This window comes from Streptomyces sp. NBC_00457 (assembly GCF_036014015.1).
Taxonomy (GTDB): domain Bacteria; phylum Actinomycetota; class Actinomycetes; order Streptomycetales; family Streptomycetaceae; genus Streptomyces.
The window spans coordinates 10,532,333-10,554,135 of sequence record NZ_CP107905.1 but is presented as its reverse complement, the minus strand read 5'-3'; the positions used below and the strand labels follow the sequence as shown (position 1 = coordinate 10,554,135).

At 73.3% G+C, this 21,803-nt stretch carries 18 protein-coding genes; 12 read left to right on the top strand and 6 right to left on the bottom strand.

Going from position 1 to position 21,803, the window contains the following annotated elements; all coding sequences use genetic code 11:
* Nucleotides 1-101 precede the first annotated feature (101 nt).
* From OG828_RS48190 to OG828_RS48180, 3 genes are all read right to left on the bottom strand, one after another.
* Complete coding sequence (locus OG828_RS48190; protein ID WP_328499775.1) at nt 102-1,607, bottom strand: FAD-dependent oxidoreductase; 1,506 nt, start codon at nt 1,605-1,607, stop codon at nt 102-104.
* Nucleotides 1,608-1,980: 373 nt separating this feature from the next.
* Nucleotides 1,981-3,420, bottom strand: a complete 1,440-nt coding sequence (pcaB, locus tag OG828_RS48185) for a 3-carboxy-cis,cis-muconate cycloisomerase (protein ID WP_328349267.1) — start codon at nt 3,418-3,420, stop codon at nt 1,981-1,983.
* Complete coding sequence (locus tag OG828_RS48180) at nt 3,417-5,582, bottom strand: FAD/NAD(P)-binding protein (RefSeq protein WP_328504776.1); 2,166 nt, start codon at nt 5,580-5,582, stop codon at nt 3,417-3,419. Before OG828_RS48180 ends, pcaB begins: the two co-directional genes overlap by 4 nt.
* Nucleotides 5,583-5,998: 416 nt before the next feature.
* Between OG828_RS48180 and OG828_RS48175 the strand changes: the two genes are divergently transcribed.
* From OG828_RS48175 to OG828_RS48120, 12 genes are all read left to right on the top strand, one after another.
* A complete protein-coding gene (locus OG828_RS48175; RefSeq protein WP_328499776.1) occupies nt 5,999-6,625 on the top strand; it encodes a hypothetical protein in 627 nt (208 codons plus the stop codon).
* Nucleotides 6,622-6,852, top strand: a complete 231-nt coding sequence (locus tag OG828_RS48170; RefSeq protein WP_328349269.1) for a hypothetical protein — start codon at nt 6,622-6,624, stop codon at nt 6,850-6,852. Before OG828_RS48175 ends, OG828_RS48170 begins: the two co-directional genes overlap by 4 nt.
* Nucleotides 6,853-7,418: 566 nt before the next feature.
* Entirely contained in the window at nt 7,419-8,456 is a 1,038-nt protein-coding gene (gene mvk / locus OG828_RS48165) for a mevalonate kinase (protein ID WP_328349270.1), read from the top strand.
* Entirely contained in the window at nt 8,446-9,498 is a 1,053-nt protein-coding gene (mvaD, locus tag OG828_RS48160) for a diphosphomevalonate decarboxylase (RefSeq protein ID WP_328499777.1), read from the top strand. The genes mvk and mvaD overlap by 11 nt, the downstream gene beginning before the upstream one ends.
* Nucleotides 9,495-10,622: a phosphomevalonate kinase gene (locus tag OG828_RS48155; RefSeq protein WP_328499778.1), complete on the top strand. Its 1,128-nt coding sequence runs from the start codon at nt 9,495-9,497 to the stop codon at nt 10,620-10,622. The genes mvaD and OG828_RS48155 overlap by 4 nt, the downstream gene beginning before the upstream one ends.
* Nucleotides 10,619-11,710, top strand: a complete 1,092-nt coding sequence (fni, locus tag OG828_RS48150; RefSeq protein ID WP_328499779.1) for a type 2 isopentenyl-diphosphate Delta-isomerase — start codon at nt 10,619-10,621, stop codon at nt 11,708-11,710. Before OG828_RS48155 ends, fni begins: the two co-directional genes overlap by 4 nt.
* Nucleotides 11,707-12,768, top strand: coding sequence for a hydroxymethylglutaryl-CoA reductase (locus OG828_RS48145; RefSeq protein WP_328436312.1), 1,062 nt, complete (start codon nt 11,707-11,709; stop codon nt 12,766-12,768). Before fni ends, OG828_RS48145 begins: the two co-directional genes overlap by 4 nt.
* Before the next feature lie 2 nt (nt 12,769-12,770).
* Nucleotides 12,771-13,940 carry a hydroxymethylglutaryl-CoA synthase gene (locus tag OG828_RS48140; RefSeq protein ID WP_328349275.1) on the top strand — a complete coding sequence of 390 codons (1,170 nt, stop codon included), beginning with the start codon at nt 12,771-12,773 and terminating at the stop codon, nt 13,938-13,940.
* A 132-nt stretch (nt 13,941-14,072) separates the two neighbouring features.
* Nucleotides 14,073-15,107, top strand: coding sequence for a 3-oxoacyl-ACP synthase III family protein (locus OG828_RS48135; RefSeq protein ID WP_328349276.1), 1,035 nt, complete (start codon nt 14,073-14,075; stop codon nt 15,105-15,107).
* A gap of 147 nt (nt 15,108-15,254) precedes the next feature.
* Entirely contained in the window at nt 15,255-15,527 is a 273-nt protein-coding gene (gene tatA, locus OG828_RS48130) for a Sec-independent protein translocase subunit TatA (protein ID WP_328499780.1), read from the top strand.
* 40 nt (nt 15,528-15,567) lie between these two features.
* Complete coding sequence (gene tatC, locus OG828_RS48125) at nt 15,568-16,515, top strand: twin-arginine translocase subunit TatC (RefSeq protein WP_328499781.1); 948 nt, start codon at nt 15,568-15,570, stop codon at nt 16,513-16,515.
* Between the two features lie 309 nt (nt 16,516-16,824).
* The gene (locus OG828_RS48120) at nt 16,825-17,415 is read left to right on the top strand and encodes a malonic semialdehyde reductase (protein ID WP_328349279.1); all 591 of its coding nucleotides are present in this window, start codon (nt 16,825-16,827) and stop codon (nt 17,413-17,415) included.
* A gap of 20 nt (nt 17,416-17,435) precedes the next feature.
* Here the strand turns inward: OG828_RS48120 and OG828_RS48115 are convergent, their stop codons facing one another.
* The 3 genes from OG828_RS48115 to OG828_RS48105 form a co-directional block, all read right to left on the bottom strand.
* The gene (locus tag OG828_RS48115; protein ID WP_328349280.1) at nt 17,436-17,735 is read right to left on the bottom strand and encodes a DUF6059 family protein; all 300 of its coding nucleotides are present in this window, start codon (nt 17,733-17,735) and stop codon (nt 17,436-17,438) included.
* 120 nt (nt 17,736-17,855) lie between these two features.
* The gene (locus tag OG828_RS48110; protein ID WP_328349281.1) at nt 17,856-17,996 is read right to left on the bottom strand and encodes a hypothetical protein; all 141 of its coding nucleotides are present in this window, start codon (nt 17,994-17,996) and stop codon (nt 17,856-17,858) included.
* Between the two features lie 385 nt (nt 17,997-18,381).
* The gene (locus tag OG828_RS48105; protein ID WP_328504765.1) at nt 18,382-21,750 is read right to left on the bottom strand and encodes a condensation domain-containing protein; all 3,369 of its coding nucleotides are present in this window, start codon (nt 21,748-21,750) and stop codon (nt 18,382-18,384) included.
* Nucleotides 21,751-21,803 lie beyond the last annotated feature (53 nt).

Sequence of the window (21,803 nt, the reverse complement as noted above, 5' to 3'; positions counted from 1 at the left end):
CTCAAGTGAGCTGCTGCGTCGGACAGTTGCCTCACCTCTGCCATGCGGCGAGCGTATGACCGTGCTTTATCGGCCCGCGACGGCGCCGACGCGCCACAGGCTCAAAAGCGGCGTACGCGCGGCGTGCTCACGGCCGCTGCCGGCCGGCCGGCGGCGGGGGCGGGCGTGGCCGGGGTGGCGGGACGGCGCGGGCGTGCCTGGGGGCCGTGGGTGACGCTGGACGGCGTCGCGGGCGGCGTGTCACGGCGGGGGCGCAGCGCCGCCCGCAGCGCGCGCGGGCGCAGGGCGGCGGGCGGGGCGAGGCTCTGCTGCAGGTGGAGCAGCAGGGCCGCCGCGTGCGGGTCGGTGGTCGCGGCGGCCGCGAGCCGGGACGCGTAGCGCCGGCCGAGCCGGGCGCGCAGGGTGGCCGGCGGGTCCTGGCCGGTGTCCGCCGGGCCCAGGGTGCGGGCGCTCGCCTGCCAGGCGGGGGCGAGGCGGTGGGCCAGGGCCCGGCGCAGGCGGTGGCTGATGCCGACCGCGGTGCCGTGCGCGGCGAGCAGGTGGTCCAGGACGAGAGCGCCCTGCACGGCGAGGGTCATGCCGTGGCCGTGGGCCGGGTCCAGGGTGGCGAGGGCGTCGCCGACCACGAGGAACTGGTCGGGCCAGCGGCGCAGCTTCTCGTAGTGGCGCCAGCGCTGCCCGGTGCGGCTGCAGCCGTAGACGGGGCCGAGTGGGGTGGCCGCCTCGATGAGGTCGCGCAGCAGCGGGTGGCGCAGGTTGCCTGCGGCGCGCACCAGTGCCGCGTGGCTGGTGGGCGGCGGTGTGCCGTCGCCGGTGCTCAGCGACACCGACCAGCGGCCGCCTTCGACGGGGTGCAGCATGCCCTGGCGCGGGTCGCCGGGCGCGGCCATGAGCACCAGGCTGGTGAAGTCGGCGACGTGGCCGACCGGCGCCGCGAACAGGGTGGTGGCGTACGCGGTCCCGGCGCCGGCCACGGATTCGGCGGGCGGGTCGTAGCCGAGCTCGGCGAGCCATTGCGGGGCGCGGGAGCCTTGTCCGGAGGCGTCCACCACGAACTCGGCCGGCAGCAGGCGCCGGGGCGTCCAGCCGCCCGGGGCCGTGCGGTCCCGGCCGCGTGCCCAGACGCCGGTGACGGTGTCCTGGCGGCCGCCCTGCAGGGCGACGACCTCGTGCTGCGGCAGGAAGGTCACCCTGGGGTCGGCGCGCAGCCGGGCGCGTATGGCCGCGTCGATGAGGTCGCGGCCGGCGCTGTACATCGACAGGCCCGCGTCGAAGCGGGGCAGCCAGCCGGCCGGGCCGAGCAGCAGCATGTCCTTCGGGATGCGGACGTGGACGGCTCCGGCGCGGGTGAGGTCACCGCGGATGCCGGGGAACAGTTCCTCCAGGCCCTGGTGGGCGGCGGTCATGAGGCTGTGGGTGTGCCGTGCCTGGGGTACGCCGCGGCGGCGGCCCGCTCCGGTGGGCAGCCAGTCGCGCTCGATCACGGTGACGTGGTCCATGAAGTTGGCCAGGGCCCGCGCCGCGGTGAGCCCCGCCAGGCTCGAGCCGATCACCACGGCGTGGCCGTGGCCGCCGCCCCCGCCGACCACACGTGCGTCCCGTTTCAACTCGGCCGCCTCCCCTGTGTGTTGTGGTTGCATCATGCGGCGCGGGGCGGTCCGCGCGGCCGGGTTCGGCGGCGCCTCGAGCGGCCTTCGAGGCGGCCGCGAGGAGGACTCGAGCGGGGGCGCCGGGCACGGTGCCGCACGGGCGGGCGCCTTTGGGGCGGGCGACCAGGGCGGACGGGCCCGCGCCCGCCCGTGCTCCACGTCGGGCAGGCACCGGCCGGGCCGGTGCGTACGACGCCGGCCGCCGTGGGCAGCGGCCGGTGCCCTCGGCACAGCCGGCCCGCGGGCCCTCACAGCCCGCCCGCCCCCAGGCGTTCGGCGTGCACCGGCCGGCGGCCCGGTGCACGCCGGACGCCTGCGGGCCGGCCGCCGGTCAGGGCGCCGGGGGCCGGGCCGTGCCCGGTGCGCCCAGTGCCCGGTCCACCAGCGGGCCGGCGGCGCCCGTGTAGCCGGCCGGGTCGAGCAGGGCGGCCGCCTCCTCGCGGCTGAGCACTCCGGCCAGCTGCGGCAGGCCGGCCAGCACGTCGGCCAGCGGCAGGCCGGTGCGGGAGGCGAGCATCGAGGCCTGGGTGAGCAGTTCCCTGGCGGCCGTCTTGCCCAGGCGCGGCGCCAGGACGGCCGAGACGCGCTCGGAGACGAGCTGCCCGCCGGTCGCCGCGAGGTTGGCGCGCATCCGCTGCGGGTGGACGGTGAGCCCCCGGGCGAGTTCGACGGCCGTGTGCGCGGCGCCGCCGGTCAGCCGCAGGGCCTCGCGCAGCGGCTGCCACTCGGCGTGCCACATCCCGGCCGAGCGCTCGTCCTCGGTGGGCAGACACTGCATCAGTACGGTGGCCAGGGCGGGCACTTGCAGGCCGGCCGAGCGGATCAGGGTCGCGAGCACGGGGTTGCGCTTGTGCGGCATCGCCGACGAGGCGCCCCGTCCGGCGACCTGGGGCTCGGCCACCTCACCGACCTCGGTACGGGTGAGCACCAGCACATCCGCGGCGATCTTGCCAAGAGCCCCGGCCGTGTGGGCGAGTGCGGCCCCCAGGTCGGCGACGGGGGTGCGCAGGGCGTGCCAGGGCAGGACGGGGGCGGCCAGGCCCGTCTCGTCGGCGAAGGCGGCGCCCAGGTCGTCGAGGACGGCCGCGGGGTCCGCGTCCGCTCCCGCGTACTGCAGATAGCCGGCCAGGGTTCCGGCCGCGCCGCCGAGCGCCACCGGTAGCCCGCCGTGGGCGATGCGTTCGAGGCGCTCGGCGGCGTCCAGGACCAGCCGGTGCCAGCCGGCCGCCTTGAGGCCGAAGGTGGTGGGCACGGCGTGCAGGGCCAGGGTGCGGCCCGCCATCACGGTGTCCCGGTGCGCGGCCGCGAGGCCGGCCAGCGCGGCGGCCACGGCCCGCAGGTCCGCGACGATCAGACGCAGCGCCCGCGCGGCCACCAGCATCGCCCCGGTGTCGAAGACGTCCTGGCTGGTCGAGCCGCGGTGCACATACTCGGCGGCCTGCTCGGACCGCTCGGCGACCACCGCGGTCAGCGCCTTGACCAGGCCCACCACCGGGTTCGCGGTCTCCCGCGCGGCCAGCGCCAGTTCGCGGACGTCCAGCAGCTCGGCGCGGGCGGCGGCCGTGATGACGCGGGCCGCGTGGGCGGGCACCGTGCCGCAGCGGGCCTGGGCGCGGGCCAGGGCCGCCTCCGCGTCGAGCATCGCCTGCAGCCAGGCGCTGTCGCCCACGGCCGCCTCGACGGGGGTGCCCGCCCGCACCGGTGAGAGCAGCCCGGCGTCCAGATGGGCGGACAGCGTTCCGGTCCGCGCGGATGCGTGCACCACGCTCATGCGCCTGCCTTCACGCTCGGGGCCGCGATGGCGGCCAGGGCCGCACGGTCTGCAGGAGAGATGCCCAACTGCTCTGGCTGCTCCGACTGTTCTGACTGCTCTGCCTGTTCTGGCTGCTCTGGCTGTTGTGGCTGCTCTGGCTGCTGTGACTGTTGTGGCTGTTCGGAGACGACAGGAAGCCCGGGCAGGGCGAGGACGGCCGCGGCGATGGCGTCGGAGTCCTCGAGGGTGACCGAGCCGACGCCGGGCCTGATGCCCGCGGCGGTCACCCAGTGCACGGACTCGGTGGGCACCCCGTAGGCGAAGCGCCGCGGATGCGGGACGCCCCGGGCGTCGATCAGGTGGTAGGGCCGCTCGGACACGGCCAGGCCACCGGTCTCGTAGTCCGTGCCGCCCGCGGCGCCGGCGCCGGGGATGCGGTACGGGCGGCACTGCCCGGTGCGCAGCAGCTCGCTCATCAGCGGGTCCGCGGTGCGCCGCAGGTCGATCTCGGGCAGGCGGGCCTCGATGAGGACGGTGGCCCGCACGGCCACGTCCGGTATCTCGCTCGACGTCCCGGTGAAGCAGGGGCCGAGCGGGTCGTGCGGGTCGGCGGTGACGCGCAGGCCGGGTCCGGTCACGTCGAGGATGCCGGCGTCCATGAGCGCGGCCATCTCCTCGATGCGCAAGGCCGGGGGGCCGATGGACAGATAGGCGTTGAGCGGTGTGTACCAGCCGTCGAGGTCGTCGCGGTGGGAGGCGGCGGTCAGGCCGGCGTGGTCGATGGCGAGCCGCAGCTCGTTGCGCAGGTCCCGCAGGACGTCGAGGGCGGCCTTGACCGGTCCGCTGACGTTGCCCTGGCGGGCCAGGCGGACATCGTCGTCGAGATGGCCGCGCAGCCAGCCGCGGAAGGCGGCCTGGTCACTAAAGACGCGGCTGCCGTAGGGGCGTGCGATGCGCTGCCAGTCCCAGCGGTCGGCGGCCTTGATCCCGGCCGCGTCCAGGAGCGCGTCCTCCTCCCGGCCCGGTTCGGCCTCCAGGTAGTCCTCGGTGAAGTCGTCGATGAGGTCGGGCAGTTCGCCGCGGGCCGCGAGCAGGGCCGCGTAGTAGACACCGCACACCTCCTTGGAGATGAGCGGCCACAGGTCGGCGGCGAAGTCGATGGCCGCGCTGTCGGGGGTCCGGGCGCGCAGCGCCTTGATGTAGTCGGCGGTCAGCAGCCGCGGGTAGTAGCGGCCGTGGGCGCCCTTCTCGTTCTCGCCGCGCGCCTGGTAGGGCACACCGCGCCGCGAACCCGCGTACAGGCGCGGCTCGCGGCCCGAGGGCCGGTAGACCAGCCGGCCGCCCGTGCGGGTGAAGACGCCGCCCCGGCCGTGGGTGAACAGGGCCAGGTAGTCGAAGAAGTTGAGCCCGAGTCCGCGCAGCAGCACCGGCTCGCCGGGCCGGATGCCCGACAGGTCCGCGTCGGCCGGGTTGGACGGGGCCAGGTAGGTCAGCCCGCTCGCTTCGGCGTATTCGGTCAGCTCCCGCTCGGTGTCCGAGGGCTGCACCGGTACGTGGCCCTGGGCCAGGACGACCGCGGACAGGCCGGTCAGCCGGGTGCCGTCCTCGAGGACGACGCTCTGCCATCCCGCCCGCCCGCCGCGGGCGGCGTCGTCCTCGAGGGCGACGGCGCGCACCGGGTGCGTGCGCACCCTCACGTGCGCGGCGGCGTTCGCGACGACCTGCTGGAACGCCCAGGTCAGATAGCAGCCGTACAGGGCACGGGTGGGGTAGGTGTCGGGGCTCAGCCGGCGTGCCTCGGCAAGGACGCCGTCGTCGTAGCCGGCCTGCGGGGTGGCCTCCAGGGTGTGCGAGACCAGGGCCTTGGCCCACTCGTACAGGCTCGGCCCCTCGTCCAGCGGGCCGTCGATGCGGACGCTGGCGTCGGTGTAGACCGTGACCTGGCAGGACACGGTGTTCATCAGCAGGTGCCGGGACTGCGTAGGGCGCCACACCCGTCCCGAACCCGGTGGATCCGGGTCGACGACGTGCACGGTGACGGTGTCCCAGCGGGGCGACTTGCGTTCCTGCGCGCAGAGCCGTTCCAGTACGGAAAGGCCCCGCGGTCCTGCGCCGACGAGGCAGACCTCCAAGTGCGCCGATACCGGATCGTCCAGGGCATACTGACCGGCCGCCGTCACGGGCGGCCCTGAGGTGCGTCCGACGCTGACTGCGCGTTCGCCTCCATGCGTACCGTCCACAGTGCCTCCTTCCTCCGCCACGGTGGAGGCAGGCGCTCAACCAGGGCTTGGACCCGGATGGAGACCGGCTTGAGGAGCGGGGCCGGCGTCCTGGGGGCGGTCCCGATTCCACCTCCGCCGGGCCGCGAACGGGGCTGTATCGGGACTCCAGCACCGGTTTGTACGTTCGTCGAAAAGCATCACCGGACCTTCCTCGGGCCACCGTCACGCCGACGTGATCGGGACGTGGGAAGGGACCTTGAGTTCCCTTGCGGCCGCGATCGGCTGCGCATGCGGGACTACACACGCCGGAATCACTGAAAGCCGTTCCGGCAGGGCGGAAAACGGAGGGCGAGCCGCCCCCTGAAGGAGATTCAATGGTTCACCCGTGCCTCAGAAAACACACCCATGAAAGCAGCGCCGCCACCGGGTACTTTCTCTGCGCCCCGTGTATCAGCCAGACGGAACGCAACCTGCGCACCATCCCCGGGCTCCACCAGGAGTGCCTGCACCAGGTATCGACGACATCCCGGCGGGGCAACCCCACGAAAGTGTCGGGCAGCCGCAGGCGGGATCATCTGAACTTCTCGGTGCTCGACGCCCGGTACAACATCCTCGCCACGCTCGAGTCCTGGTCGGAAATGGTCGCCGAAAAACTCTCGACCGCCGCCCCGGAGCGTTCCGCACCCCAGTTGGCCCGGTTTCTGGCACGGCACCTTCAGTGGCTCGCATCCCAGCCTCCCGCGGCCGACTTCGCCGACGAGATCGAGGGCCTCGTCGCTGAATTACGCAGCACGGTGGACCCCGACCCCACCAGCCTCCACACACTGATCCGCACGTGCGTGATGGAGAACTGCGGCGGGACGATCAGCGCCCTTTCGAAGAGCAGCAGGAATGCGCGGAGCAGGAACATCGAGTGCTCCGCCGGGCATTCATGGGAAATGCATGAATGGCTGAACCTGAGGAAGCTCATGGAGCAGCAGCGAAAGGGTGCCGACGCATGAGGAAACCGCCGCGTCACCGGCTCGTTCCCACGAATGTGGCAGCGCTCGCCGTGGGGGTGTCCGAGGCGACCATCCGGAAGTGGGTGAGCCGCGGGAAGATCACTCGCTACGGCGCACCGCACTGCCCCTCGGAGTTCGACATCGAGGAGCTCACCCAGATCGCCCAGCGACGTCACCCCGAGCCCGCCGCAGCGGGCGCGCGCCGCCCGGTGACGGCTCGGCACTGAAAACACCCCCGGCCCGGACGCCACCGGGCCGGGCAGCCGCGTATTTCCGGCCGCCGGAATTCAGCAACTGCCAAAAGCACACCCGCTTTCCGCGGTCTCGATCCGAACGAAAGAGGGCCGGGCATGGACCGGAGCCGGCACCGGCGAAAGCACCGCCGGGGCAGTGACTTCTTTTCGGTGATCCCCCGCGAAACCCCCGCATGCGAGCCCACCCCACCCGAAGTGACCCACGTCACTTTCTGGCGGTCTTGGCGGGCGGGCGGCACCGTGTCACTATCAACGCACGTCCCCCCTGCCCGAAAACTGTTACGGGGCGGTGGATTGGGTGACGTGTCCGCGCGTGAGCACCAGCGGGACCGGGCCCCTGAGCGTACGGCACCGGCTTTCTTCCGAAAAAGCCGTCGATGCCTCCTCACCTCACCACGTTTCACCTCACCACGTTCCGTGCTGCGCGCCGCGGCTGCCTCCGCGTGCGGCCCGGTGAGCGTGCTGATCCCTGCAACTCCTGATGCAAGGAATGACGTCCCGCTGCATTCCTTCCGAGAAATCTGGACGATGCGATCTCAATGCAGAAACAACAAGGGGAGCTGAGTGCGTTGACTCTACCGACCTCAGTGGAGGGGGTATCGGAAAACCATCGGGCTCGCTCCGTCGGCACCGGCCGCGCCCACGCCAAGGCCGTCCTTTTGGGTGAGCACGCGGTCGTGTACGGGACCGCGGCGCTCGCTCTGCCGGTTCCGCAGCTCACGGCCACGGCGAGCGCCGGCTGGTCCTCCCACGCCTCTGGCGCGCGGGGCGAGTTGTCGTTCACGATGACCGGCTCCGCGTCAAGGGCGGTGGTGACGCAGGCCTCCGACGGGCTGCGGCGGCTGGCCGCCGCCTTCACCGCCCGCATGGGCGTGGCGGGCCGGCCCCACCTCGACGTGATCCTCGACGGCGCCATCCCGCCCGGCCGCGGGCTCGGCTCCAGCGCCGCGAACTCGCGGGCGATCGTCCTGGCCCTGGCCGATCTCTTCGGCCGGGGCGTGAGCGAGAGCGCGGCGTTCGACCTGGTGCAGACGGCCGAGAACGTGACGCACGGCCGGGCCAGCGGCGTCGATGCCATGACCGTCGGCGCCGCCGCCCCGCTGCGGTTCCAGGCGGGCCGGGCACGGGAGTTGAGCATCGGCTGCGACGGCCTGTTCATCATCGCCGACAGCGGCACCGCGGGCAGCACCAAGGAAGCGGTCGAACTGCTGCGGGCGGGATTCGAGCGCCGGGCAGGAGCGCGGGAGCGGTTCCTGCGCCGCGCCGCGCAGCTCGTCGAGGAGGCCGAGCAGGCTCTCGCCGCGGGCGAGGCGGCCGAACTGGGCCTGCGGCTCACCGGCTACCACGAGCTGCTGCGGGCGGCCGGCCTCAGCACCGGCCGGATCGACGCGATGGTCAAGGCCGCGCTCACCGCGGGCAGCCTCGGCGCCAAGATCACCGGGGGCGGGCTGGGCGGCTGCGTCCTGGCCCTGACCCAGCCGGAGCAGGCCAGGCAGGTCGCCCGGCAGCTGCACGACGCCGGCGCCGTCCAGACGTGGGTCGTGCCGCTGAGGAGGCTCGCCGACCATGCGCACTGAACAGCCGGCCACGCTGAAGCCGCCGCAGGAACAGGGTGCCGCACCGGCGGCCACGGCCGTCGCGCACCCGAACATCGCGCTGATCAAGTACTGGGGCAAGCGCGACGAGCAGCTGTTCCTGCCCCAAACCGACAGCCTGTCGATGACGTTGGACATCTTCCCCACGACCACCCGCGTCCGGCTCGCCCCCGAGGCGGAGCAGGACGCGGTCACCCTCGGCGGCCGGCCCGCGACGGGTGAGGCCGAGCGGCGCATCGTCGCGTTCCTGGACCTGGTGCGCGAGCGCGCCGGGCTGAGCCGGCGGGCCGTCGTCGACACCGAGAACACCGTCCCCACCGGGGCCGGGCTCGCCTCCTCGGCCAGCGGGTTCGCCGCTCTGGCCGTCGCCGCCGCCGCCGCGTACGGGCTCACCCTCGACGCCACCGCGCTCTCGCGCCTGGCCCGGCGCGGGTCCGGGTCGGCCTCGCGGTCCATCTTCGGCGACTTCGCCGTCTGGCACGCCGGGACGGCCACCGGCACGGCCACCGAGGCGGACCTGAGCTCGTACGCCGAACCGGTGCCTGCCGCCGGCCTCGACCCGGCGCTGGTCATCGCGGTGGTCAACGCCGGCCCCAAGGCCATCTCCAGCCGTGCGGCGATGCGCCAGACCGTCGACACCTCCCCGCTGTACGAGCCGTGGGCCCGCTCCAGCACCGGCGACCTGGCCGACATGCGGGCGGCGCTGAGCCGCGGCGACCTGGAGGCGGTCGGGGAGATCGCGGAGCGCAACGCGCTCGGGATGCACGCGACCATGCTGGCGGCGCGCCCGGCGGTGCGCTACCTGTCGCCTGCCACGCTCACCGTGCTGGACAGCGTGGGGCAGCTCCGGCGGGACGGTGTCGCGGCCTACGCGACGATGGACGCCGGGCCGAACGTCAAGGTGCTGTGCCGGCGCGCGGATGCGGAGAAGGTGGCCGCGGTGGTGCGCGGCGCCGCCCCGCAAGGTTCGGTGCACATCGCCGGGCCGGGGCCCGGTGCCCGCCTGCTGAACGAGGGCGGATGATGACGGGCCGGCGACCGGTCGTGCGGCGCGCGCCGGGCAAGCTGTTCGTCGCGGGCGAGTACGCGGTGGTGGAGCCCGGCAACCCGGCGATCCTGGTGGCGGTCGACCGCTACCTGACCGTCACCGTGTCCGGCCGGGCCCACTCCGGCGTCGTGATCTCCTCCGACCTCGGCCCGCGCGCGGTGCGCTGGCAATGGCGCGCCGGCCGGCTCGACGTGCACGGCGAAGAAAAAGAAGACGACGCCCGGCGTGGGCGTGGCGCGCTGGCCCATGTGGTGTCCGCGATCGAGACCGTGGGCGCGCTGCTGGCCGAACGCGGCCTGCCCATGCCCGCGTTGAGCGTCTCGGTCCACAGCGACCTGCACGAGGCGGGACGGAAGTACGGCCTGGGCTCGAGCGGCGCGGTGACCGTGGCGAGTGTGGCGGCCGTGGCGTCGTACTGCGGTCTTGCCCTCTCGCGCGAGGCCCGGTTCAAGCTGGCCCTGCTCGCCACGGCCCGGCTCGACCCGAAGGGCTCCGGCGGTGATCTCGCCGCCGGCACCTGGGGCGGCTGGATCGCGTATCAGGCACCCGACCGGGACGCGGTGCTCGACCTGGCCCGCCGCCGGGGCATCGAGGAAGCGCTCGCCGCCCCCTGGCCGCATTTCGCCGTCCGCCGGCTGCCGCCCCCCAGCGGCCTGTGCCTGGAGGTCGGCTGGAGCGGAAAACCGGCCTCCACCGCGTCCCTGGTGTCCGGCCTGCACCAGCTCACCTGGCGGGGCAGCGCCTTGCACCGCACGTTCATCCAGACCACCACCGACCTGGTGCGCGCCGCGATCGGCGCGCTCGAGGCCGGCGACGGTGCGGGCCTGCTGCACCAGATCCGGCGGGCCCGCCACGAGCTGGCCCGCCTCGACGACGAGGTCGGCCTCGGCATCTTCACCACCGAACTGACGGCACTGTGCGACGCCGCCGAGGGCGTCGGCGGTGCGGCCAAGCCCTCAGGGGCAGGCGGCGGCGACTGCGGCATCGCCCTGCTGGACGCCGGCGCCCCCAACGACATCGCGCACGTACACAGGCGGTGGGCCGCGGCCGGGGTGCTGCCCCTGCCGGTGCGTCCCGCCCTGGAAGGGAACGAGGAATGAGCGCTTCACGCAAGGACGACCACGTCCGGCTCGCCATGGAGCAGCAGCACGCGCACAGCGGACGCAACCAGTTCGACGAGGTGTCGTTCGTCCACCACGCCCTGGCCGGCATCGACCGGCCGGACGTGTCGTTGGCGACGACCTTCGCCGGCATCACCTGGCAGGCGCCGCTCTACATCAACGCGATGACCGGCGGCAGCGCCCAGACCGGCGCCATCAACCGGGACCTGGCCACCGCCGCCCGCGAGACCGGCGTGGCCATCGCGTCCGGTTCCATGCACGCCTACTTCAAGGACCCCTCCTGCGCGGACACCTTCCGGGTCCTGCGCAAGGAGAACCCGCACGGGTTCGTCATCGCCAACGTCAACGCCACCTGCTCGGTCGACAACGCGCGGCGCGCCATCGACCTGATCGAGGCGAACGCCCTGCAGATCCACCTCAACACCGCCCAGGAGACACCGATGCCGGAAGGCGACCGGTCGTTCGGGTCCTGGGCGGCGCAGATCGAGAAGATCGCCGGACACGTCGACGTCCCCGTGATCGTCAAGGAGGTCGGCAACGGCCTGAGCCGCGAGACGGTCCTCGCGCTGCCGGGCCTGGGCGTGCGGGTCGCGGATGTCAGCGGCCGCGGCGGCACGGACTTCGCCCGCATCGAGAACGGCCGGCGCGAACTCGCCGACTACGCCTACCTGCACGACTGGGGGCAGTCCACCGTCGCCTGTCTGCTGGACGCGCAGGACGCCGGTCTCCCCGTGCTGGCCTCCGGCGGGGTCCGCAACCCGCTCGACGTGGCCCGCGCCCTGGCCCTGGGCGCCCGCGCCGTCGGCTCCTCCGGCGGATTCCTGCGCACCCTGATCGACGGCGACGTCGCCGCGCTCGTCACGCAGATCTCGACCTGGCTCGACCAGCTCGCCGCCCTGCAGACCATGCTCGGCGCGCGCACGCCGGCCGACCTGTCCCGCTGCGATCTGCTGGTCCGCGGCGAGCTGAGGAACTTCTGCCTCGACCGGGGCATCGACACCCGGCGGCTCGCCCAGCGGTCCAGCTCCATCGACGCCCTTACCGAGATGACGGGAAGCACACCATGACTGAAGCACACGCGATCGCCGGGGTCCCGATGCGGTGGGTGGGGCCCCTTCGCGTCTCGGGCAACGTCGCCGACACCGAGATCCAGGTTCCGCTGGCCACCTACGAGTCGCCGCTGTGGCCGTCGGTGGGCCGGGGGGCGAAGGTGTCCCGGCTGGCCGAGAAGGGCATCGTCGCCACCCTCGTCGATGAGCGGATGACGCGTTCGGTGCTGGTCGAGGCGCGTGACGCGCAGACCGCGCTGACGGCCGCGCGGATGATCGAGGCCCGCATCGACGAGCTGCGCGACGTGGTGCGCGGGTGCAGCCGGTTCGCCCAGCTGATCGGCATCCGGCACGAGATCAACGCCCACCTGCTGTTCATCCGGTTCGAGTTCTCCACCGGCGACGCCTCCGGGCACAACATGGCCACCCTCGCCTCCGACGCGCTGCTGGCGCACCTGCTGCAGACCGTCCCGGGCATCTCCTACGGATCGATCTCCGGCAACTACTGCACGGACAAGAAAGCCACCGCGATCAACGGCATCCTCGGCCGCGGCAAGAACGTGGTCACCGAACTGCTCGTACCGCGCCAGGTGGTGGCCGGCGTCCTGCACACGAGTGCCGCGAAGATCGTCGAGCTGAACATCCGCAAGAACCTGCTGGGGACCCTGCTGGCCGGCGGTATCCGCTCGGCCAACGCCCACTACGCGAACATGCTGCTCGCGTTCTACCTGGCCACCGGCCAGGACGCGGCCAACATCATCGAAGGCTCCCAGGGCGTCGTCATGGCCGAGGACCGCGACGGCGACCTCTACTTCGCCTGCACCCTGCCCAACCTGATCGTCGGCACGGTCGGCAACGGCAAGGGCCTGGCCTTCGTGGAGACGAACCTGACCCGGCTCGGCTGCCGGGCCGACGCCGCGCCCGGCGAGAACGCCCGCCGGCTCGCCGTCCTCGCCGCGGCCACCGTGCTGTGCGGTGAACTCTCGCTGCTCGCGGCCCAGACGAACCCCGGTGAACTCATGCGCGCACACGTGGCGCTGGAACGCGACAACACGACCGTAAAGGTAGGTGCATAGGCATGTCCCTCTCCATCGGAATACACGACCTGTCGTTCGCGACAGCCGAGTTCGTCCTGCCGCACACGGCACTGGCCGCCTACAACGGCACCGAGATCGGCAAATACCATGTGGGCATCGGCCAGGAGTCGATGAGCATCCCGGCCGCCGACGAGGACATCGTGACCATGGGGGCGGCGGCCGCCGCGCCCATCATCGCCCGGCACGGCAGCGACCGGATCCGCACGGTCGTGTTCGCCACCGAGTCCTCCATCGACCAGGCGAAGTCGGCCGGTGTGTACGTCCATTCCCTGCTCCAGCTGCCGTCGGCCACCCGCGTCGTCGAGCTGAAGCAGGCCTGCTACGGGGCGACGGCGGCCCTCCAGTTCGCCATCGGCCTGGTACAGCGCGACCCCGCCCAGCAGGTCCTCGTGATCGCCAGCGACGTCTCCAAGTACGAGCTGGACAGCCCCGGTGAGGCCACCCAGGGCGCGGCGGCGGTGGCCATGCTGGTCAGCCTGGATCCCGCCCTGCTGCGCATCGAGGACCCCTCGGGCCTGTTCACCGCCGACGTCATGGACTTCTGGCGGCCCAACTACCGCAACGAGGCACTGGTCGACGGCCACGAGTCCATCAACGCCTATCTCCAGGCGGTGGAGGGCACCTGGAAGGACTACACGGAGCAGGGCGGCCGCACGCTGGAGGAGTTCGCCGCGTTCTGCTACCACCAGCCGTTCACCAAGATGGCCTACAAGGCCCACCGCCACCTGCTGAACTACTGCGGCTACGACACCGACAAGAACGACATCGCGCGCGCCATCGCACAGACCACGGCCTACAACACCGTGATCGGCAACAGCTACACCGCGTCGGTGTACCTCGCGCTGGCCGCGCTGCTCGACCAGGCCGGCGACCTGACCGGCAAGTCCGTCGGCATGTTCAGCTACGGCTCCGGCAGCGTCGCCGAGTTCTTCGCCGCCACCGTGGTCGCCGGCTACCGCACGCACCTGCGCACCGAGCACAACCGCGAGACGATCGCCCGGCGCAGGCCCGTCGACTACACCGGCTACCGCGCGCTGCACGAGCGGTCCTTCCCGACCGACGGCGGCCACCACGCCACCGAGGCGCAGACCACCGGACCCTTCCGGCTGGCCGGGCTCAGCGGCCACAAGCGCCTCTACGAGACGCGCTAGCGGCGTCTTCCGCACCCGTGCGTTGCGTGGGCAGCCTGCGTCGGCTGCCCCCGTGACGGGTCAGTCATGGCCGCCTACCCGCCGGCCTTTCACACCTTGTGTTCACAGACCCATGGAAGGGAGGGCACGCGCATGAGGGATGTCAAGAACCTCGGTTCGGGTGCCGACGGGCCGGACCGGATCGTCGGCGCCATCGATGTCAGGATTCTCGGTACGGGCGCCTACGTGCCGGAAAGGATCGTCTCCAACGACGAAGTCGGTGCGCCGGCCGGGGTGGACGACGCCTGGATCACCCGTAAGACCGCGATCCGCGAGCGGCGTTGGGCCGCCGGCGGGCAGGCCACGTCGGATCTGGCGACGGCCGCGGCGCATGCCGCGATGGAGTCGGCCGGCATCACCGCCGAGCAGTTGTCCGTGATCGCGGTCGCCACGTCCACGCCGGACCGGCCCCAGCCGCCCACGGCGGCCTATGTCCAGCAAAACCTCGGCGCGTCCGGCACCGCGGCGTTCGACGTCAACGCGGTGTGTTCCGGCACCGTGTTCGCGCTCTCCGCGGTCGGCAGCGTGATCCTGCGGCGGGGCGGCTATGCGCTGGTCATCGGCGCGGACGTGTACTCGCGCATCCTGAACCCGGCCGACCGCAGGACGGTCGTGCTGTTCGGGGACGGCGCCGGCGCGATGGTCCTCGGCACGACAGAGACGGGCCCGCTCGTCCGGCATGTCGCGCTGCACACGTTCGGTGACCTCTCCAGCCTGATCCAGGTGCCCGCGGGCGGCAGCCGGCTGCCCCTGGACCAGGCCGGACTCGACGCGGGAGCGCAGTACTTCGCGATGGACGGGCGGGAAGTGCGCCGCTTCGTCGTGGAGCAACTGCCGCAGCTGGTCAAGGGCTTCCTCCACGAGGCCGGTGTCGAGCCCGCCGACATCAGCCACTTCATCCCGCACCAGGCCAACGGCGTCATGCTCGACGAAGTCGTCGAGGACCTGGCCATGCCCCGCGCCACCCTGCACCGCACGCTGACGCACTACGGCAACACGGGAGCCGCCTCCATCCCGATCACCCTGGACGCGGCCGCCCGCGCCGGCGCCTTCCGCCCGGGCGAGCTGATCCTCCTGGCCGGCTTCGGCGGTGGCATGGCGGCGAGTTTCGCGCTGGTCGAATGGTGAAAGGGCCCTGGAAAACGGCTCAAGAGACAGTTGCACGGGCGCCCGGCGGCCTTTGTTGCGTCCTATTCTCCTCTCGTCGTGCTCCCTTCGGTGCCGGCACCTCCACATGCGCAACGGATCCCTGCTTCGGCATAAAGGAAGTGGCACATGATAGGCAATCTGAAGCCCCTGGAGATCGTTCTGATCATTGCTCTCATCGCGCTGCTTTTCGGCGCGAAGAAGCTCCCGGAAATGGCCCGGTCGCTCGGCAAGTCCGCTCGCATTCTCAGGAGTGAGGCCAAGGCGATGAAGAAGGACGACGAGGCGACGGCGGACCCGCACCATCCGGCACAGGCCGCGCCTCGCACCCTGAAGGCCGCGCCCAGGGACGTGACGGGCTCGGTTGCGGTGACCGAGCCGCACCGCACCGTCCACAGCTGACGCCGACCGACGGCCGCCGCACGAGAGTGAGGAACGCGGGGTGCTCACCACTGCCCGCAAGCAGAAGAACGCCGGGGGGCGGATGCCTCTCGCGGAGCACCTGCGTGAGCTGCGCAACCGGCTGCTGACGTCCCTCCTGGCGGTCCTGGTCGTCACGGTCGTCGCCGCTGTCTTCTACCAGGAACTGATCGACTTCCTGCTGAGGCCGATCCTTGACTCCGTGGGCTGTGTGGACGGCTCGCTGCGGCAGGCGAACGGCGAGCCGTGCGCCGACATGACGATCAACGGCCTCATCGCGCCCTTCTCGATCGCGCTCAAGGTCTCGCTCATGTCCGGCGTGGTCCTGGCATCGCCGATCTGGCTGTACCAGCTGTGGGCCTTCCTGGCTCCCGGCCTGCACACCCGCGAGAGGACGTACGCGCTGACCTTCGTCGGCGCCGGTGTGCCGTTGTTCCTCGGCGGTGCCGTGCTCGCCTACGTGATTCTTCCGCAGACCGCGACCGTCCTTTTGGGCTTCACCCCCCAGGACACCAAGAATCTCCTCCCGGTCGACGACTACCTCGACCTGATCACCCGCATGGTGATCGTCTTCGGGCTCGCCTTCGAGCTGCCGCTGCTGCTCGTGCTGCTCAACATCACCGGAGCGCTGACCGGGAAGCGGCTGGCCGGCTGGTGGCGCGGCATGCTCATGGGCATCGCCCTGTTCTCCGCGTTCGCCACGCCGACCGGTGACCCGCTGACCATGCTGTCGCTGGCCGCCCCGATCGCGCTCCTGTGCGTCATCGCGCTGGTCATCTGCCTGCTCAACGACAGACGCCGCGCCCGCAGCGACCCCGACGCCGGCCTCGGCGACGACGAAGCGTCCCCCCTCGGCCCGGGCCCGCAGGACGTGGGCGCGGCCGAGCCGGTCGGTGCCGCACCGCACGTCACCGCGCAGGCCGGCCCGGACCAGGGGCGGCGGCTGACCGCTCACGGCGACGTCACCTGACGGGCCGCAGCGGTGCCGAGCAGCTCCCAGCGCGCAGACGAGCCAGGCGGCCCCGGGGCCCGGGCGGCCCCGGGGGTCACGCCGTCCGCCCCGGCCGCCCTGCCACGACCTGTCACGACCTGTACCGCCGGGTTCGCCGTGCTGCGTCCCGCGGTCTTCGCGGCCGGGCGAAGACGGCGGCCCGCCCGAGCACGCAGACCTCACGGGCACGAAGCGCGTGAAGGCCGCTTTGGCCGCCTGGAGAGTCGAAGCGTGCTGTGCGCCGTGCGCGCAAGCCGGTCCACCGCCCCTGACACGAAGGTTGCAGCCATGTCGCTTGTCCTTGACACCACCGCCCAGAACCTCCTGTTCCGCGAGGCCCGGACCGCGAACACGTTCACCGACGAGCCGGTGACCGAGCAGCAGATCCAGGCGATCTACGACCTGGTCAAGTACGGTCCGACCGCCTACAACCAGACCCCGCTGCGCATCACCCTGGTCCGCTCCGCCGAGGCCCGCGGCCGCCTGGTGGAGCACATGGCCAAGGCCAACCGCGCGAAGACCGCCACCGCCCCGCTGGTCGCGGTCCTGGCCGTGGACAACGAGTTCCACGAGGAACTGCCCAAGCTGCTCCCCCGCCTGCCGCAGGTCAAGGACCTGCTCTACGCCGAGCGCCCGGTCCGCGAGCGGTCCGCCCTGGTCAACGGCGCCCTGCAGGCCGCGTACTTCATCATGGGCGTCCGCGCCGCCGGCCTGGCCGCCGGCCCGATGACCGGTTTCGACTTCGCCGGCGTCCAAAAGGACTTCCTGGACGACGACCACAGCCCGCTGATGATCGTCAACATCGGCAAGCCGGGCCCGGACGCCTGGTTGCCGCGCTCCCCGCGGCTGGACATCGGCGAGGTCATCACCACCGTCTGACCGGCCGGCCCCGGCGGCGGTCAACTGCCGTCGGGGACACGCCCTTCGGCGGGGTACGCCGGCCACAGCTCACGGGCGAGCTGCCGCTCCGTCGCAGAGAGCGGCAGGTCCGCGCGCACGCGCTCGGGGTGGGCGGGCGGCGGCCCGTGCCGGGCGTGCGCGAAGGGATCCTGCGTGTACGCGGCAAAAGAGTATTCGCCCGCCGCGTGATAGGCCTCGATGCTGGCGTACATGGCCCCGAAGGTCACCAGGGATCGCCACAGCGGGCGCAGGCAATGGTCCACCACCGCCTGCCGGCCGCGACGCAACAACCGTTTCATGACCGCTCCCTGTACCTTCGCTCGCGGCTGTCTTTGCAGGCTGTCAAGGTCCACTCGCACATCGGTCGAGGATGCCCGGGCCGCAGCAGCGGGCCGCGCCGCGCGAGCCGTCCCGGCACGTCAGTCGATGCCGCGCACGACGTGGGGCTCCCAGGTGTCGTCCTCGTCGATTCCGGCCAGCAGGAGCGGCGGCACGTGCGGCAGGGAAAGATCCCTGCGCTCGTTGGGCATCCTGCTGCCCTCCTCTTCGGTGTCGTACATCTGATCCTCCTGTCCGGCCGGCTCACGTGGGGCAGCGGCCGGGCCTGTAGGGCCCTCGGCCGTGACGCCGGCGCAGCAGGCCTGCTCCTGGGGCCCGGCGGCGGGGCGCACACCGGGCGTACGCCGCGGCCGCGTGGGCCCCGAGGGCCGCACCTGTGGGGCAGCGGTGGGCCGTACCTGCGGGGCAGTGCCTAAGACTCCCGACGGGGCCGCCCATGCATCAGCCACCCTGCACAACGTCGCACGAGAAACGCTCGAGGAACGGTGGGGAAACGGCGGGCGGGCACCGCCTCGCCGGCCACCGGGCGCACCGCGGGTGCGGCTGCCCCGCATGCCGCGGCGGCAGGGCACGCGGTGCTCGGGCCCGGCCCTCCTGCGGGGTGCGCTACGCGCCGTCGGCGTCCAAGGGCCAGCCGGTGGCGGCGTTCAGGGCTGCGGCCAGTTCGCGGGCCCGCTCCCACTCGTCTGCCGTCGCACCGGCGAGTACCACCCGCGGCGGGCGGTGGCCGTCCGCCGCGATGCGCCGGGCGATGTCACAGGCGCGGGCACCGGCTCCGGAGAATCCGCCGAGCAGCAGAAAGGGGCCCTGGCCGAGCGCGGTGAGGGCGCCCGGTGCGCCGCCCGGGCCGGCGTCGGCGGGGAGCACCAGCAGTTCCTGGGGGCCCTCATAGGCGTGGGCCAGCAGGTCGTAGCAGGTGAGGGGGGCGCCCGGCGGCGGTATCAGGCAGATCGTTCCCGCCTGGTCCTGGCGCGCCGCGCGCAGGGTGATCCAGGGGGTGTCCTGGCCGTCGTGGAGGGCGTCGGCCATGAGGGGGGCGGTGCTGGACTCGAGGAGCTGCAGGGCTTCGTCGACGGTGGTGGACTCGTCTGCCCACAGGGGAAGTTCCCGCAGCAGCAGGACGCTGTGCGCCAGCAGTTCGCCGGCCGCCTCCTCCCCGAGCTGGGCCCGGTCGTGGACCTCCGTGAGGACCAGGCCGCCCGCGCTGTCGTGGTGGGCCAGCAGCCCGACGGGGAGTACGGAGTGGGCGGGCAGGATGCCCGGGAACTCGGCCCCCAGGCCGTGGGCGGCGAGTTCGGTCTCCAGGCCCTGCACCGGATGGGGCGGGTCCTCGAAGGCGATGACGGTGTCGGCGTGGGCGCTGCTGTGGCTCCAGGCGCGGATCCAGTCGGCGGGTACCCATTCGTATGCGGACATCTCCAGGGCGCGGTCGCGCAGTTGTTGCAGCAGGTGCGGCACCGGGCCCGCCGGGTCCACCTCGACGGTCATGGGCAGCGGGTTGCGCAGCGGCCCCGGTATCCGGGCCGCGCCGTCCAGCGGTATGCCGCGCCCCGACACGGTCACCGCGAAACAGACGGGGGCCGCTTGGGTGGCGCCGGAGGCCCAGTAGATCAGCATGGCCCAGACGGCCTGCAGCACGCTGCTCTCGGCGGTGCCCCAGGTGCCGGCCCAGCGGGCGAGGCGGGCGGTGTCGGCGGGGTCCAGGCGCAGCCGGGCACGGCCGGCGCCGGTCAGGCCGGTGGCGGCGGGCCGGCCGGGCCGTGAGGCCGCGCCGTCGGGGGGTGCGCTGCGCGCCCAGAACCCGCGGGCGGGCTCCGGGTTCTGGGCCGCGACCCAGGCCGTGTAGTCGCGCAGGTCGGGGCGGCGCTCACCGCCGGGCAGGGTGCCGCCGGCGAGGTAGGCGCGGTAGAACTCGCGCAGCAACAGGTGCGCGCTCCAGGTGTCGAGCAGGGCCCGGTGGTAGCTGACCAGGATCCGGGTGGGGGCGGGGGTGGTGTCGGGCGGGGTGTGCTGCGCGTCCAGCAGGGTCAGGCGCAGCAGTGCGGGGCAGTGCAGGTCGAAACCGCGCAGCCGGTCCCGCTCGAGGAAGGGGTGCCAGTCGTCGTCGCTGACGGCCCGGCGGGTGATCTCGGGCACGACCCGGTCGTGCACCACGAGCAGCGGTTCGCCGCCGCCGGTGAACGCGGTGCGCAGCACCGTCTCGCAGTCGAACACCGACTGCCAGGCCGCGGCGAAGCGGGCGGCGTCGAGCGGGCCGTGCCAGAGCCATACGAGCTGTTCGACATGGCGTCCGGTGCCGGGCCGTCCCGCGCCGCCGGTGTACAGCGCCGACTGCTGGGGGGTGGCCCGCAGGACGAGCGGAGCCGGGGCGGCGGGCGCGTCGGCGAGCTCTCCCAGCAGTTCTCGCAGCAGGTCCTTGAGGGCGGCCACCGTCGTGTCGGTGACGCCGTGCGCCGGGGCGGTGGCCCAGTCGAGAGTGATGTGCAGCCGGCCGTGGGCGACCTGGGCGCGGACCTCGATGGGGTGTGCGGGCCGGCCCGGTGTGCTGCCGTGCGCGGGCCGGGCGAAGCCGGGCAGCAGTTCGCCGGGGCCGGGCACGCTCAGACACGTGGGGGCGGGCGGCAGTTCACGCAGCCGGCGCCGCAGCAGCGGATCGGGGCCCCACTCGCGGCAGGCTCCGAAGCCGGCGCCGCCGGGGGCGCCGCCCGCGCAGTCGGCCAGGGGGCCGGCCAGCGCGGTGAGCTGGCCAAGGGCGTCGAGGCCGGGGTCCGGTGTGAGATGGACCGGGTAGGGGTCGGCGAGCCGGCCCACGTGCTCGCGCAGGCCGGGCCGGCCGCTGCGGGGGTCGCCGCGCAGGTCGAAGCTGACCTCGTCGGATCCCTGCCAGCGGGCCAGGGCGAGCGCGAACACGCCGGTCAGCACCTGTGCGGGGGTCAGCGCGAGCCGCCGGGCCAGGACCTGGACGATCCGCTCGGTGCGGTCCTGGTCCAGGACGAACCCGGTGTGGCGGACCTGGCCGGGCCCGGCGCCCGGCCCGGCCGGCGGGGCGGACTGGGCGGGCGGGGCGGGCGGGGCGGGCCGGTGGGAGTCGCCCGTCCGCAGCCTGCGCCCGGCGACCAGGCTCCAGTGCCGCGCCTCGGCGGGGTCATGGGCCAGCTCCCGCAGTTCGCCGACCCAGTCGGCCAGGTGGCCGGGCCGGCGCCGGGGCCGCGCCGGACGTCCGGCGCCGGCCGCGTCGAGGGCGGCGCTCAGGTCGTCGAGCAGGACGGGCCAGGACGCGGCGTCCACGGCGAGCTCATGCACGACCAGGGCAAGCCGGTCGGCGCGCGGTCCGGCCGGACGGCGGTCCCGGGCGAGCAGCGCCCGCAGCTGGAGGCCGGCGCGCACGTCGAGGGTGCGGCCGGTGAAGTCCACCGCCGCACCGAAGCCGGCCTCGTCGGTGAACTCCCTCTCCACCAGCGGATCCGGCCGGCCGGCCGGCCCGTTGCCGGCCCGGGTGGTGAGCCAGCCGTCCGCGGCGAGGCGGGAGCGCAGCTGAGGGTGGGCGGCCAGGACGGCGCCCAGGGCCTCGCGCAGCGCGCCCGCGTCCGGTGCGGCGTCCGTTTCGAGCAGCACCGTCTCATAACGGTGCGCCCCGCCGGATGCGAGGAGGGCGCGCTGGGCGGTGGTCAGCGGGTGGTCGGCGGCGGGCGGCGGCTCGGTGAGCCGGTCGGCGATGCGGCCCGAGACGAGGGCGGCGGGCCCTGCCTCCGCCGCCCACAACCGCAGCGTGTGGTGGTCGGGGCCGTGCCGCAGCAGCTGGTGCCGCGGCACGGGCCGCTCCCGGCCGTCGGCGATGAGTTCGCCCAGGATGTGGTCCAGGGCGGCACGGTCGAGCGGCCCGCGCAGCTCGAGGTCCCACCGGCTCGCCTGCGGGGCGGGGCCGGGGTCGACGAGCACGGAGATCGGCGCGTGGGGGCAACGGTGAACAGTCATGGTGGCCGGGGTGTGCGGTCCGTCGCGGGGCCGGGTACCCTTCTCTCCTTTCT